Source organism: Pusillimonas sp. T2, from assembly GCF_002236805.1.
Taxonomy (GTDB): Bacteria; Pseudomonadota; Gammaproteobacteria; order Burkholderiales; family Burkholderiaceae_B; genus Neopusillimonas.
This window is the reverse complement of sequence record NZ_NIQA01000001.1, coordinates 156,509-169,772: the sequence shown is the minus strand read 5'-3', so window position 1 is coordinate 169,772 and position 13,264 is coordinate 156,509. Positions and strand designations below refer to the sequence as shown.

The following is a 13,264-nucleotide window of genomic DNA, read 5'->3' as shown; positions in this document are numbered from 1 at the left end:
TTTAAGGCAGCAAAAAGCCACCCTCCGGGGTGGCTTTTGCTTTGGTGGTTGCGCTGCAGCAGATTTGTATCAGAACAGGGTTAACCCGAAAAATGGCGCGCGCAAAATGATACAATCTGGAAGTTTACTTATCACGATTGGATGCACGGCATGAACCTGCAAGAATATTTTCCCGTTCTGCTTTTCATCATCGTAGCAACGGCTATCGGGTTTGCGCTGCTTACGGTGGGGCGGGTATTGGGTCCTCATCGGCCCGACGCCGAAAAGCTCTCACCCTACGAGTGCGGCTTCGAGGCCTTCGACGATTCGCGCATGAAATTCGATGTGCGTTATTACCTGGTCGCCATTCTGTTTATTTTGTTCGACCTCGAAATTGCCTTCTTGTTCCCCTGGGCAATTGCAAACGGCACCGTCGGTCTTGTGGGTTTCTGGACGGTAATGGTATTTCTGGCGGTGCTCACCGTCGGTTTTCTCTACGAGTGGAAAAAAGGCGCGCTCGACTGGGAGTAAGCCTTTTATGCGGCGCGGTCTAACAGATGCGCCGCGTTCTGCGTTGTCTTTCCCGCATTTCCCCTCTCTTGGCATTTAGGCAAAATCATGGCTATTGACGGCATTCTGAAAGAAGGCTTTATCACCACCAGTGCAGACAAGTTTCTGAACTGGGCCAAAACTGGCTCTTTATGGCCCATGACCTTCGGTCTGGCCTGTTGCGCGGTCGAAATGATGCACGCTGGCGCTGCGCGCTACGACCTTGACCAGTTCGGTATTATTTTTCGCCCCAGCCCCCGTCAGTCCGACCTAATGATTGTTGCTGGTACGCTGTGCAACAAAATGGCGCCTGCCTTGCGCAAGGTTTACGATCAAATGCCCGAGCCGCGTTGGGTGGTTTCCATGGGCTCCTGTGCCAACGGCGGCGGCTACTATCACTACTCCTATTCGGTTGTGCGGGGTTGCGATCGCATCGTTCCGGTCGATGTCTACGTGCCTGGCTGTCCGCCTACGGCCGAGGCGCTGGTTTACGGCCTACTGCAAATGCAGAACAAAATCCGTTTAACCAACACTATCGCCCGTTAATCGGTCGGCTGTTTTCATTACCGTAAAAAGATCACATCATGACCCGGCTTGAAACGCTAAAAAATAACCTCCAGGCGCAGTTCGGTGCGGCCTGTGCGCTAACCGAAGCATTTGGCGAGCTCACCCTCGAAGTGTCTGCCGACCACTGGGTGGATGCCTGTACGGTGCTGCGCGACAAACCTGCGCTCGCGTTCGAATCGTGCATTGACCTATGCGGCGTCGACTACGCTACCTACGGCGAACCCGCCTTCATGGCGCCGGCCCCCAAGTTTCCTCAGCGTTTTGCCGTCGTGCTGCATTTGTTGTCGGTCACGCATAACTGGCGCTTGCGTGTGCGCGTTTGGGTGCCCAATGACGATTTTCCTGTCATTGCATCCCTGGTCAACGTTTGGCCCAGCGTCAACTGGTTCGAGCGCGAGGCCTTTGACTTATACGGCGTTGTCTTCGAAGGGCACCCTGACCTTCGTCGCATTCTTACCGATTATGGCTTTATCGGCCATCCTTTTCGCAAAGACTTCCCGCTTTCGGGTAACGTCGAAATGCGTTACGACACCGAACAGAAGCGGGTGGTTTATCAGCCGGTTACCATCGAGCCGCGCGAGATTACGCCGCGTATCGTTCGCGAGGCAGGTTACGGAGTAGAGCGTTAACATGGCTGAAATTAAAAACTACACCCTGAACTTTGGCCCACAACACCCTGCAGCGCACGGCGTGTTGCGTCTGGTGCTCGAACTTGACGGCGAGGTCATTCAGCGCGCCGATCCGCATATTGGTCTGTTGCACCGCGCCACCGAAAAACTAGCCGAGCATAAAACGTTCATTCAGGCATTGCCCTACATGGACCGCCTCGACTACGTGTCCATGATGTGCAACGAGCATGCCTACGTCATGGCCATCGAAAAACTGGCCGGTATTCAGGTGCCGCTGCGGGCGCAGTACATTCGCGTCATGTTCGATGAAATTACTCGCATTCTCAACCACCTCATGTCGATTGGCTCGCATGGTCTCGACGTGGGTGCGATGGCGGTGTTTTTGTATGCCTTCCGCGAACGCGAAGACCTGATGGACTGCTACGAGGCGGTTTCCGGTGCGCGTATGCACGCGGCTTACTATCGGCCCGGTGGTGTTTATCGCGATCTGCCCGACACCATGCCTCAGTATGGCGAAACCAGTAAGTATCGCAGCGCCAAAGAGCTCAAAGCCATGAACGATGCGCGTTCAGGTTCAATGCTCGATTTCATCGAAGACTTCACCAACCGTTTCCCGACATGTGTCGACGAATACGAAACCCTGCTGACCGATAACCGTATCTGGAAGCAGCGTCTGGTGGGCGTTGGTGTGGTCGACCCCGACCGCGCCAAGGCACTTGGCTTTACTGGTCCCATGCTGCGTGGTTCAGGTATTGCCTGGGATTTGCGCCGCACTCAGCCTTACGAAGTCTACGATCGTCTCGAATTCGATATTCCTGTCGGTACCAATGGCGATAGCTACGACCGCTACTTGGTGCGTGTGGCCGAAATGCGCGAAAGTAACCGCATTATTCGCCAGTGCGTCGAGTGGTTGCGTAATAATCCTGGCCCGGTCATCTCCGATAACCATAAGGTGTCTCCGCCGTCGCGTGAAGACATGAAGACGGGCATGGAAGACCTGATTCACCATTTCAAGCTTTTCACCGAAGGTATGCACGTGCCGCGCGGCGAAGTCTATTCGGGTGTCGAGCACCCCAAAGGCGAGTTCGGTATTTATATGGTTGCCGACGGGGCCAATAAACCCTACCGCCTTAAAATCCGCGCGCCAGGCTTTGCCCATTTGCAGGCCCTCGACGAAATGTCGCGCGGACACATGATTGCCGATGCCGTGACCATTATTGGTACGCTCGACATCGTGTTTGGTGAAATCGACCGCTAACCGGCGCCAACAAGGTAAACACCGGGTTTAAATTATGCTGCTTTCAGAACAAGCCTACCAGAAGATCGACCGGGAACTCGCCAAGTTCCCCGACGACCAGAAGCAATCGGCCATTATGGCTGCCCTAACCATCGCCCAAGATGAAACCGGCTGGTTGTCAGCCGAGGTCCTTGAGGACGTTGCTCGCTACATTGGTGTTGCGCCTATTGCAGTACAAGAGGTCGCCACCTTCTACAACATGTACAACACTCAGCCGGTCGGGCGCTTCAAGCTCACCGTGTGCACTAACTTGCCCTGTGCGCTTCGTGATGGCGTGGGTGCGGCCGAGCACATCAAGAAGACATTGGGCATCGGGTTTCGCGAAACGACGTCTGACGGCCTGTTTACTTTGCTCGAAGGCGAATGCATGGGGGCGTGCGGTGATTCGCCCGTCATGCTGGTCAACAATAAGCACATGTGTGTCCGCATGGCCCCAGAAAAAATCGATGCCATGATCAACGAACTCAAGAAACACGGGGGTGCACAATGAGTACCGCCGATATTCTCCAGTCCTTCTCCGAAGGCCTGACCATTGCGCCCAACAACGATTTGTCGCGCAGCATGATTTTTCATGGTCGCCACATCGATCCACAAATTGTGGCGAACCTCGATGGCACTAACTGGCGCCTCGACGATTACATCAAACGCGGCGGCTACGAGGCCCTGCGCAAAATCCTCACAACAGGCATGAAGCCTGAAGATGTCATTGCCGAGGTCAAGGCCTCAGGTTTGCGTGGCCGGGGTGGTGCAGGCTTTCCTACAGGTCTGAAATGGAGTTTCATGCCGCGTAATTTGCCGGGTCAGAAGTATCTGGTCTGCAATTCCGATGAAGGCGAGCCCGGCACATTTAAAGACCGCGATATCTTGCGTTTCAACCCGCACATTGTTATCGAAGGGATGGCCATTGCGGCTTACGCCATGGGTATCAGCGTAGGCTATAACTATATTCACGGCGAAATCTTCGAAATCTATGATCGTTTCGAAGAAGCCCTCGAAGAGGCGCGCAAGGCTGGCTTTTTGGGTGACAACATCCTGGGGTCTGGTTTCAACTTCCAGCTGCATGCATTTCATGGTTTCGGCGCCTACATTTGCGGCGAAGAAACAGCTTTGCTCGAGTCGCTCGAAGGCAAAAAAGGTCAGCCGCGGTTCAAGCCGCCGTTTCCAGCCAGCTTTGGTCTGTACGGCAAACCGACCACCATCAATAACACCGAAACATTCGCAGCCGTGCCCTGGATCTTCCGTAACAGCGGCCAGGCCTACCTCGAAACCGGTATCCCCAACAATGGCGGCACGAAGTTGTTCTCTGTGTCGGGCGACGTCGAATTGCCGGGCAACTACGAAGTTCCCATGGGAACGCCGTTTTCCAAGCTGCTGGAGCTGGCAGGTGGTGTGAAGGGCGGTCGCAAGTTAAAGGCCGTTATTCCGGGTGGGTCCAGTGCGCCGGTCGTGCCGGGCGATATCATGATGCAGGCCACGATGGACTACGACAGCATCGCCAAAGCCGGCTCCATGCTGGGTTCGGGTGCTGTCATCGTCATGGACGAAACCCGCTGTATGGTCAAGTCGCTGCTGCGCTTGTCTTACTTTTACTACGAAGAAAGCTGCGGTCAGTGCACACCATGTCGCGAAGGCACCGGCTGGTTGTATCGCATCCTCGAGCGCATCGAAAACGGTCAGGGTCGTCCCGAAGACCTCGATGTACTCGACTCCGTGGCATTCAATATCATGGGCCGCACTATTTGCGCCCTGGGCGATGCGGCAGCTATGCCCGTACGCAGTTTCATCAAGCACTTCCGCGACGAGTTCGCACACCACATCGAGCATAAAAGCTGTGTGGTGCCCAAATATTTGTAGGCTCAGGATACGCTAATGGTAGAACTCACCATCGACGGCAAACAGGTCGAAGTCCCCGAGGGCAGCATGGTTATGCATGCGGCTAATAAGCTGGGTCTTTATGTGCCGCATTTTTGCTATCACAAGAAACTCTCCATCGCGGCAAACTGCCGCATGTGCCTGGTCGAGGTCGAAAAAGCGCCCAAGGCTATGCCGGCCTGCGCCACGCCTGTCACCAACGGCATGGTGGTCCACACCTGCTCTGAAAAGGCCGTTGCCGCTCAGAAAAGCGTGATGGAATTTCTCCTGATCAACCACCCGCTCGATTGCCCCATTTGCGACCAGGGCGGGGAATGCCAACTGCAAGATCTTGCCGTGGGTTACGGCGGCTCCGAATCGCGCTACCAGGAAGAAAAGCGCGTGGTGTTCCATAAAGACATGGGTCCCCTTATTTCTGCCGAAGAAATGCCGCGTTGCATTCATTGCACGCGTTGCGTTCGCTTTGGTCAGGAAATTGCCGGCGTCATGGAATTAGGCATGTTGAATCGGGGCGAACACTCCGAAATCACCACATTCGTAGGCCGCGCTGTCGAATCCGAGCTGTCGGGCAACATGATCGATATTTGCCCGGTCGGCGCGCTGACGTCCAAACCATTCCGCTATACCGCCCGCACCTGGGAGCTGGCTCGGCGCCGCTCCGTCAGCCCCCACGACAGCTTGGGTGCAAACATCGTCGTTCAGGTCAAAGGCGACCAGGTCATGCGCGTGGTTCCCTTCGAAAACGAAGCCGTCAACGAATGCTGGATCAGCGACCGCGACCGCTTTGCCTACGCAGGGCTAAACACAGAAGATCGTTTGGCTCATCCCATGGTTAAAGACGCTAATGGCCAATGGCACGAAGTGTCCTGGGGCGATGCCCTGCAGGCCGTAGTCAAGGGGCTGAACAAAGTCCGCGAAGCGCACGGGGCAGGTGCCATTGGCGCCATTGGTAGCCCTATGGCCACCACCGAAGAGCTCGCGTTACTGGCACAACTTGCACGTGGCCTGGGCTCCGAAAACGTCGATTTCCGGTTGCGTTACACCGACCCAGCCTTTGGTGCGGCTATTGCCGGCACTCCCTGGTTGGGCATGCCTGTCGCCGAGCTCGATAACCTCGACGCAGTCCTGGTGGTCGGTTCGTTCCTGCGTAAAGATCACCCACTGTTCGCTCAGCGTCTGCGTCAAGCCGTCAAGCGCGGCACGCAGGTGTCGTTCATCGATGCCGCGCACGACGATCCCTTGTTCCCGGTTGCAGGCCGCCTGGCGGCCGCACCCTCGCAGTTGCCTAACGCGGTTGCACAGGTCGCTGTTGCGCTGGCACAAATCAAGGGTCAAGCCATTCCCGCGGCGTTCGCGGGTGTCGACGTCTCGCCCGAAGCCCAACGCATTGCCGACAGCCTGGCTGCCGGCGGCAATGTTGCTGTGCTTGTAGGCAATATGGCGGTTACTTCGCCACAGGCTTCCTTGTTGGCGGCCAATGCTCAACTGGTTGCTCAATTGGCCGCAGGCAAGCTTGGCTTCCTTACGCCTGGTGGCAACACGGTTGGGGGCTACCTGGCAGGCGCGGTACCCAAAGGGCAAGGCCTTACTGCCGAGCAAATGCTTGCCCAAGGCCTTAAGGCGTTCATCGTGTTGCACGCCGAGCCCGAGTTCGACGCCGACAACGGCCAACAGGCCATCAATACCTTGCAGGCTGCCGAGTTCTCGGTGGCTCTCACGTCGTATGCGTCTGCTGCTCAGTCCTGGGCCAGCGTCATGCTGCCCATTGCGCCCTATACAGAAACTTCCGGCACCTTTGTCAATGCCGAAGGGCGGGCACAAAGCTTTCGAGGCACGGTTGCGCCGCTAGGCGAATCCCGTCCCGGATGGAAGGTGCTTCGCGTCATGGGCAATCTATTCGAATTGCAAGGTTTCGACGACGAAACGTCAGAGTCCGTGCGTGATTCGGTGTTTGCCGGGAACGTGCAAGACCGTCTCTCAAATCGCGTCGTTGCCCAAGCAGGGCTGGTGCCCACAGCCGCTCAGTCTTTCGAGCGCGTGACCGATCTGCCCATTTATCGTACCGACGCCATCGTACGTCGCGCCGAGCCGCTCCAGGCGGCGCCCGCATCGCAAGCGCCAGTCTTGCGTGCTCACTCCGAGACCCTCGCACAGCTTGGCGTGTCATCCGGCCAGAGCGTCCGTGTCAAGTCATCGACCGGCGCGGCTGAACTGGTTGTCCAAGCTGATGACGGTGTGGTGAAGGGGGCAGTGCGCGTGGCTGCGACTTTCCCGCAAACGTTGGGTCTGGGCAGTGCTTTTGGCCAACTTTCCGTGGAGCGAATTTAAATGGAATGGCTGAATATGCTTGAGGCGTTCGGCACCGATCTTATCGGCCCTACCGCCTGGTACGTGGTCTGGACGCTGATCATGATTCTGGTGGTCGCAGTCCCTGTCATTCTTTGTGTGGCTTACCTGACCTACTGGGAACGCAAGATGATCGGCGCCATGCACGTTCGTCTGGGCCCCACTCGGGTTGGGTTCCGTGGTCTGTTGCAGCCGTTTGCCGACGTCTTCAAACTGTTGACGAAAGAACTGGTCATCCCCGGTCAGGCCAATAAAGTGCTGTTTATCCTGGCGCCAGTGGTCACACTGATGCCGGCCCTGGCGGCGTGGGCCATTATTCCTTTTGGCCCCGAAATGGTGTTGTCCAACATTAACGCGGGTTTGCTCTACATCATGGCCATTACATCGGTCGGGGTATATGGCGTAATTGTTGCTGGTTGGGCCTCCAATTCGAAGTATGCATTTTTGGGTGCCATGCGTGCTGCAGCACAAATGGTGTCCTACGAGCTGGCCATCGGCTTTGTCATGATCACCGTATTGCTGGTGTCGGGTTCGCTTAACGTCAGCGAAATCGTTCTGGGCCAAGACCGTGGCACGTTCGCCGATAGCGGTCTTAATTTCCTGTCCTGGAACTGGCTGCCGTTGCTGCCGCTGTTCGTCATCTACGTGATTTCGTGCGTGGCCGAGACCAACCGTCACCCCTTCGACGTGGTAGAGGGCGAATCCGAAATCGTGGCGGGCCACATGGTCGAATATTCAGGTACGGCGTTTGCGCTGTTCTTCCTGGGTGAATACGCCAACATGATTCTTCTGTCTGCGATGGCGTCCATCATGTTCTTGGGCGGCTGGTTGCCACCGGTCGATATCGCACCATTTACCTGGGTGCCGGGCTGGCTATGGCTGGGCCTTAAAACCTTCTTTGTCGTATCGCTGTTCATCTGGTTCCGTGCTACGTTCCCGCGTTATCGCTACGACCAGATCATGCGTTTAGGCTGGAAAGTATTCATTCCGTTTACCGGGGTCTGGCTGCTGCTGGTCGCCATCTGGATGCAAACGCCATGGAACATCTGGCAATAAGGGATGACAGGAGCTGAACATGGAAGCAATTAAAGATTTTTTCGGCAGTTTGCTGCTCTCCGAGATGCTCAAGGGCATGCGTCTGACCGGCAAGTATTTCTTCAAGCGCAAAGTCACATTGCGCTACCCGCAAGAAAAAACTCCCGCGTCACCGCGTTTCCGCGGCTTGCATGCCCTTCGTCGTTACCCCAACGGCGAAGAGCGTTGCATTGCCTGTAAATTGTGCGAAGCAGTATGCCCGGCAATGGCCATTACCATCGAGTCCGAAGAGCGCGACGATGGCTCACGCCGTACGACTCGATACGATATTGACCTGGCCAAGTGCATTTTTTGCGGTTTCTGCGAAGAAAGCTGCCCAGTCGATTCTATTGTCGAAACGCATATTCACGAGTATCACGGCGAAAAGCGCGGCGACTTGTACTACACCAAAGACATGCTGCTGGCCATCGGTGATCGCTACGAACCCGAAATCGCCGCACGACGCGCAGCCGATGCGCCTTACCGTTAATTCCAGGGCCCGATAACCATGACATTTACGACCGTCCTGTTCTACTTGCTGGCGATTGTGCTGGTGGTGGCGGCGTTCCGTGTAATCACGGCACCCAACCCCATCACCGCTGTCCTCAACCTCATTCTGGCGTTCTTTACGGCCGCCATGCTCTGGATCCTCATCGGCGCCGAGTTCCTCGGCCTCTTGCTTGTGCTGGTGTATGTTGGCGCTGTAATGGTGCTGTTCCTGTTCGTCGTCATGATGATCGATGTCCGTTCCGAAAGCTTGCGCAAGGGCTTCAAGGCGTATTTGCCTGCCGGCCTGTTTATCGGCGTCATCATGGTGCTCGAAATGGCATTTGTGCTGGGTAGTACTTGGCTCGACGCCGGCCCCCCGGCCGATCTGCCGGCTGACTACAACAATACTCGCGCCCTGGGCGAGCTCATGTATACCGATTACGTATTCGCAGTCGAAATCGGCGCTGTGATTTTGCTGGTGGGTATGGTCGCCGCTATTGCACTTACCCTGCGTAAGCGCCGCGACGTTAAATACAACAACCCGTCTGAACAGGTCAAAGTGCGTGCCAAAGACCGTGTGCGTTTGGTTAATCTGGCTTCGCAGACAGAAAAGGACGTTTCGAAATGACCATTACGCTCGCACACTATCTTATTTTGTCGGCCATTCTGTTTTGTATTGGCGTATTCGGCTTTTTTGTAAATCGTCGCAACTTACTGATCCTGCTCATGTCGATCGAGCTCATTCTGTTGTCGGCCAATATCAATTTTGTTGCGTTTTCTACCTGGTTTGGCGAAGCCTCGGGCCAGGTGTTCGTGTTCTTCATCCTCACCGTTGCTGCCGCCGAAGCGGCTATCGGTTTGGCCATTCTGGTGTTGCTGTTCCGTAATCTCAACACCATCAACGTCGAAGAACTGGATCACCTTAACGGTTGATGGGATTGCCAATTATGAGTTCAACCAATCTTTACCTTCTCATCGCACTGGCACCGTTGGCCGGTTCGCTCATTGCCGGTTTGTTCGGTACCGGTTTTCTCGGTCGCCAAGTGGGCCGCTCCGCCGCGCATTCCATCACTATTCTGGGCGTGCTGGTTTCGTTCATCGGTTCGGTCATAGTCCTGTTTCAGGTGCTTGACGGTCAAACCTTCGACGGTACCGTCTACACCTGGAACATGATCGGTAATATCCCCATCGAGATCGGCTTCCTGATCGACCAGCTTTCAGCGCTAATGATGGTAGTGGTCACTTCGGTGTCGCTCATGGTGCATATCTACACCATTGGCTACATGGCCGACGACCCGGGCTACCAGCGATTCTTCTCGTATATTTCGCTGTTCACCTTTTCCATGCTCATGCTGGTCATGTCGAACAACATGTTGCTATTGTTCTTTGGCTGGGAAGCGGTAGGCCTGGTGTCGTATTTGCTGATCGGTTTCTGGTATACGCGTCCTACGGCTATTTTCGCCAACATGAAAGCCTTCCTGGTCAACCGCGTGGGCGACTTCGGCTTTATTCTGGGTATTGGTTTGCTGTTCGCCTACACGGGCACAATGCACTATGGCGACATCTTTGCCAAAGCCGATACGTTATCGGCTACTACATTCCCGGGCACTGACTGGCATCTGTTAACCGTCGCATGTATCTGCCTGTTCATCGGGGCCATGGGTAAATCGGCCCAGGTGCCGCTGCACGCTTGGCTGCCCGACTCAATGGAAGGCCCAACCCCGATTTCGGCACTGATTCACGCGGCAACTATGGTGACGGCTGGCATTTTCATGGTGGCGCGTTTCTCGCCGCTGTTCGAACTGTCGTCGACGGCGCTGTCGTTTGTCATCGTTATTGGTGCCATCGGTGCGCTGTTCCTGGGCATTTTGGGCATCATCCAAACCGACATCAAACGTGTGGTGGCGTACTCAACGTTGTCTCAGTTGGGCTACATGACTGTCGCCTTGGGGGCTTCGGCTTATTCGGTCGCCATTTTCCACCTCATGACACACGCGTTCTTCAAGGCGCTGCTGTTCCTTGGGGCCGGTTCGGTCATTATCGGTATGCACCACGATCAAGATATCCGAAACATGGGTGGCTTGCGTAAGTACATGCCCATTACCTGGCTCACTTTCTTGATCGGTACGCTGGCCCTTGTGGGTACGCCGTTCTTCTCTGGTTTCTACTCCAAAGAAAACATCATCGAAGCAGCAGGTGCAGCCAACGTCTGGGGCGCAAGTTTTGCCTACTACGCGACGCTTATCGGTGTGTTTGTTACGTCCCTTTATTCGTTCCGTGTGTATTTCCTGGTCTTCCATGGCAAGCCGCGTTTCGACACTTCGGGTCACGCTCATCATGGGCACGATGCGCACGGCCACGACGATCACGGCCATCATGGGGGTACGCCGCACGAATCCCCATGGGTGGTGACGCTGCCTCTGGTGCTGCTGGCTATTCCGTCTGTATTTGCCGGTATCTGGTTTATCGATCCGCTGTTGTTCGGCAGCTATTTCGATGGCGTCATCAAGGTTCTGCCTGAGCATCCGGCTATGGCCGAACTGGCTTCGCACTGGCATGGCTGGTTGGCCTATGCGCTGCATGGTTTCGTGACCGTGCCGTTCTGGCTGATGGTGGCTGGGCTGGTCGTGGCGTGGTACTGCTATATGGTGAACCCGGCCCTGCCGGCGGCCGTTAAGCGCAGTTTGTCGGGCGTTAACACCATGCTCGAAAACAAGTACTACGTTGACTGGATCTATGAACAGATTATTGCGCGCGGTGCTCGTTGCCTGGGCCGTGGCCTGTGGCAAGCGGGCGACCGCGGCCTGATCGATGGGCTGCTGGTCAATGGTAGTGCGCGTGTGGTCGGTGTTGTGGCAGCCGTCAGCCGCCACCTGCAGTCTGGCTACATCTACCACTATGCCTTTGCCATGATTATCGGCATTTTGGCGTTCTTAACCTTTTTTGTCCTGACGGTTCACTGATGGCTAGCGATATGGCGTCTTCTTCTCTCCCTTGGCTCACACTGTCGATTTTCGTCCCGATCATCGCAGGCTTGGTCGTGCTGCTGCTGGGTCGTGACGATCGGCCTGGCCTGACGCGCTGGCTGTCGCTCATTGGTGCGGTGGTGGGGTTTCTGGTTACGATCCCCCTGTATCTGGGTTTCAACAACAACACCGCCGACATGCAGTTTGTCGAAAAGACACCCTGGATCGAATCGTTCGCGATTAATTACCACCTGGGTATCGACGGTATTTCGTTGTGGTTTGTCCTGCTTACCGCATTTATTACCATTATTGTGGTTATCGCCGGCTGGGAAGTCATTACCAAGAAGGTCGCTCAGTACATGGCGTCTTTCCTGATTTTGTCAGGCCTGATGGTCGGTGTGTTCGCAGCCCTCGACGGCATGCTGTTCTATGTGTTCTTCGAGGCCACGCTGATTCCGATGTATATCATCATTGGTGTGTGGGGCGGCCCGAATCGTGTATATGCGGCGTTTAAGTTCTTCTTGTATACCCTGATGGGCTCCTTGTTGACGCTGGTTGCCTTCTTGTATTTGTGGCATGCGTCGGGCGGTTCGTTCGATATCCAGACCTGGCACGACCTTAAGCTGGCTTATACACCGCAAGTGCTTATTTTTATTGCCTTGCTTGCCGCGTTTGCGGTCAAGGTGCCAATGTGGCCGGTACACACTTGGTTGCCCGACGCTCACGTCGAAGCCCCAACCGGGGGCTCGGTTGTGCTGGCGGCCATCATGCTCAAACTTGGCGCTTACGGCTTCCTGCGTTTCTCGTTGCCCATTGCACCCGATGCTTCGCATAGTTTGGCCGGCCTGATGATCGCTCTGTCACTCATCGCCGTTATTTACATTGGTCTGGTGGCCATTGTTCAAGACGACATGAAAAAACTGGTGGCGTATTCATCAGTCGCACACATGGGCTTTGTGACCCTGGGCTTCTTTATTTTCAACACGGCTGGTATCGAAGGCGCTATTGTTCAAATGGTGTCGCACGGGTTTGTATCCGGTGCCATGTTCCTGTGTATCGGCGTGCTCTACGACCGCATGCACACGCGGCGTATCGACGCTTACGGCGGCGTGGTCAGTGTTATGCCCCGGTTCGTCACGTTCTTTGTGCTGTTTTCCATGGCTAACGCCGGTTTGCCCGCTACCAGCGGCTTTATTGGCGAGTTCACGGTCATCATGGGTGCCGTCGAGTACAACTTCTGGATCGGTGTACTCACCGCCACGGCGCTTATCCTGGGTGCATCGTATTCGTTATGGATGGTCAAACGTGTGGCCTACGGCGACATTACCAACGACGAAGTCCGTGGTTTGTCTGACCTGAATCGACGCGAGTTCTTCCTGTTGGGCATCATGGCCATCATGGTGCTTTACATGGGTATTCATCCCAAGCCCTTCACTGACGTGATGCACGTTTCGGTGCAGGCGCTTCTCGACCACGTCTCTGTCTCGAAACTGTAG

13 protein-coding genes are annotated in these 13,264 nt (G+C 55.6%); all 13 read left to right on the top strand.

The features are described 5' to 3' along the window. The first annotated feature begins 150 nt into the window (after positions 1–150). The 13 genes from PuT2_RS00745 (at position 151) to PuT2_RS00685 (ending at position 13,264) form a co-directional block, all read left to right on the top strand. Positions 151–510 (top strand): NADH-quinone oxidoreductase subunit A, encoded by a 360-nt coding sequence (locus PuT2_RS00745; RefSeq protein WP_093969558.1) that lies wholly within the window; start codon positions 151–153, stop codon positions 508–510. Positions 511–597: 87 nt separating this feature from the next. After that, positions 598–1,074: an NADH-quinone oxidoreductase subunit B family protein gene (locus PuT2_RS00740; RefSeq protein ID WP_017524972.1), complete on the top strand. Its 477-nt coding sequence runs from the start codon at positions 598–600 to the stop codon at positions 1,072–1,074. Between the two features lie 38 nt (positions 1,075–1,112). Further along, positions 1,113–1,724 carry an NADH-quinone oxidoreductase subunit C gene (locus PuT2_RS00735; RefSeq protein WP_093969120.1) on the top strand — a complete coding sequence of 204 codons (612 nt, stop codon included), beginning with the start codon at positions 1,113–1,115 and terminating at the stop codon, positions 1,722–1,724. Between the two features lies 1 nt (position 1,725). Further along, on the top strand, positions 1,726–2,982 hold the full coding sequence (locus PuT2_RS00730; RefSeq protein ID WP_093969119.1) for an NADH-quinone oxidoreductase subunit D: 1,257 nt from the start codon (positions 1,726–1,728) through the stop codon (positions 2,980–2,982). Between the two features lie 34 nt (positions 2,983–3,016). Beyond that, the gene (gene nuoE, locus PuT2_RS00725; protein ID WP_093969118.1) at positions 3,017–3,511 is read left to right on the top strand and encodes an NADH-quinone oxidoreductase subunit NuoE; all 495 of its coding nucleotides are present in this window, start codon (positions 3,017–3,019) and stop codon (positions 3,509–3,511) included. Beyond that, a complete protein-coding gene (gene nuoF, locus PuT2_RS00720) occupies positions 3,508–4,875 on the top strand; it encodes an NADH-quinone oxidoreductase subunit NuoF (protein WP_093969117.1) in 1,368 nt (455 codons plus the stop codon). The genes nuoE and nuoF overlap by 4 nt, the downstream gene beginning before the upstream one ends. Before the next feature lie 15 nt (positions 4,876–4,890). Then, positions 4,891–7,221, top strand: a complete 2,331-nt coding sequence (gene nuoG / locus PuT2_RS00715) for an NADH-quinone oxidoreductase subunit NuoG (RefSeq protein ID WP_093969116.1) — start codon at positions 4,891–4,893, stop codon at positions 7,219–7,221. Further along, positions 7,222–8,295, top strand: coding sequence for an NADH-quinone oxidoreductase subunit NuoH (gene nuoH, locus PuT2_RS00710; protein ID WP_093969115.1), 1,074 nt, complete (start codon positions 7,222–7,224; stop codon positions 8,293–8,295). It begins immediately after the preceding gene. 19 nt (positions 8,296–8,314) lie between these two features. Further along, the gene (gene nuoI / locus PuT2_RS00705) at positions 8,315–8,803 is read left to right on the top strand and encodes an NADH-quinone oxidoreductase subunit NuoI (RefSeq protein WP_093969114.1); all 489 of its coding nucleotides are present in this window, start codon (positions 8,315–8,317) and stop codon (positions 8,801–8,803) included. 18 nt (positions 8,804–8,821) lie between these two features. Continuing rightward, positions 8,822–9,430 carry an NADH-quinone oxidoreductase subunit J gene (locus PuT2_RS00700; protein ID WP_093969113.1) on the top strand — a complete coding sequence of 203 codons (609 nt, stop codon included), beginning with the start codon at positions 8,822–8,824 and terminating at the stop codon, positions 9,428–9,430. Continuing rightward, complete coding sequence (gene nuoK, locus PuT2_RS00695; RefSeq protein WP_093969112.1) at positions 9,427–9,735, top strand: NADH-quinone oxidoreductase subunit NuoK; 309 nt, start codon at positions 9,427–9,429, stop codon at positions 9,733–9,735. The genes PuT2_RS00700 and nuoK overlap by 4 nt, the downstream gene beginning before the upstream one ends. 11 nt (positions 9,736–9,746) lie before the next feature. Then, positions 9,747–11,765: an NADH-quinone oxidoreductase subunit L gene (nuoL, locus tag PuT2_RS00690; protein WP_093969557.1), complete on the top strand. Its 2,019-nt coding sequence runs from the start codon at positions 9,747–9,749 to the stop codon at positions 11,763–11,765. Next, entirely contained in the window at positions 11,762–13,264 is a 1,503-nt protein-coding gene (locus PuT2_RS00685) for an NADH-quinone oxidoreductase subunit M (RefSeq protein WP_173862500.1), read from the top strand. Before nuoL ends, PuT2_RS00685 begins: the two co-directional genes overlap by 4 nt.

Excerpts from the sequence above, each read along its gene's own strand:
- PuT2_RS00745 (WP_093969558.1), top strand. The coding sequence starts at position 151 with ATGAACCTGCAAGAATATTTTCCCGTTCTGCTTTTCATCATCGTAGCA.
- PuT2_RS00740 (WP_017524972.1), top strand. The coding sequence starts at position 598 with ATGGCTATTGACGGCATTCTGAAAGAAGGCTTTATCACCACCAGTGCA.
- PuT2_RS00735 (WP_093969120.1), top strand. The coding sequence starts at position 1,113 with ATGACCCGGCTTGAAACGCTAAAAAATAACCTCCAGGCGCAGTTCGGT.
- PuT2_RS00730 (WP_093969119.1), top strand. The coding sequence starts at position 1,726 with ATGGCTGAAATTAAAAACTACACCCTGAACTTTGGCCCACAACACCCT.
- nuoE (WP_093969118.1), top strand. The coding sequence starts at position 3,017 with ATGCTGCTTTCAGAACAAGCCTACCAGAAGATCGACCGGGAACTCGCC.
- nuoF (WP_093969117.1), top strand. The coding sequence starts at position 3,508 with ATGAGTACCGCCGATATTCTCCAGTCCTTCTCCGAAGGCCTGACCATT.
- nuoG (WP_093969116.1), top strand. The coding sequence starts at position 4,891 with ATGGTAGAACTCACCATCGACGGCAAACAGGTCGAAGTCCCCGAGGGC.
- nuoH (WP_093969115.1), top strand. The coding sequence starts at position 7,222 with ATGGAATGGCTGAATATGCTTGAGGCGTTCGGCACCGATCTTATCGGC.
- nuoI (WP_093969114.1), top strand. The coding sequence starts at position 8,315 with ATGGAAGCAATTAAAGATTTTTTCGGCAGTTTGCTGCTCTCCGAGATG.
- PuT2_RS00700 (WP_093969113.1), top strand. The coding sequence starts at position 8,822 with ATGACATTTACGACCGTCCTGTTCTACTTGCTGGCGATTGTGCTGGTG.
- nuoK (WP_093969112.1), top strand. The coding sequence starts at position 9,427 with ATGACCATTACGCTCGCACACTATCTTATTTTGTCGGCCATTCTGTTT.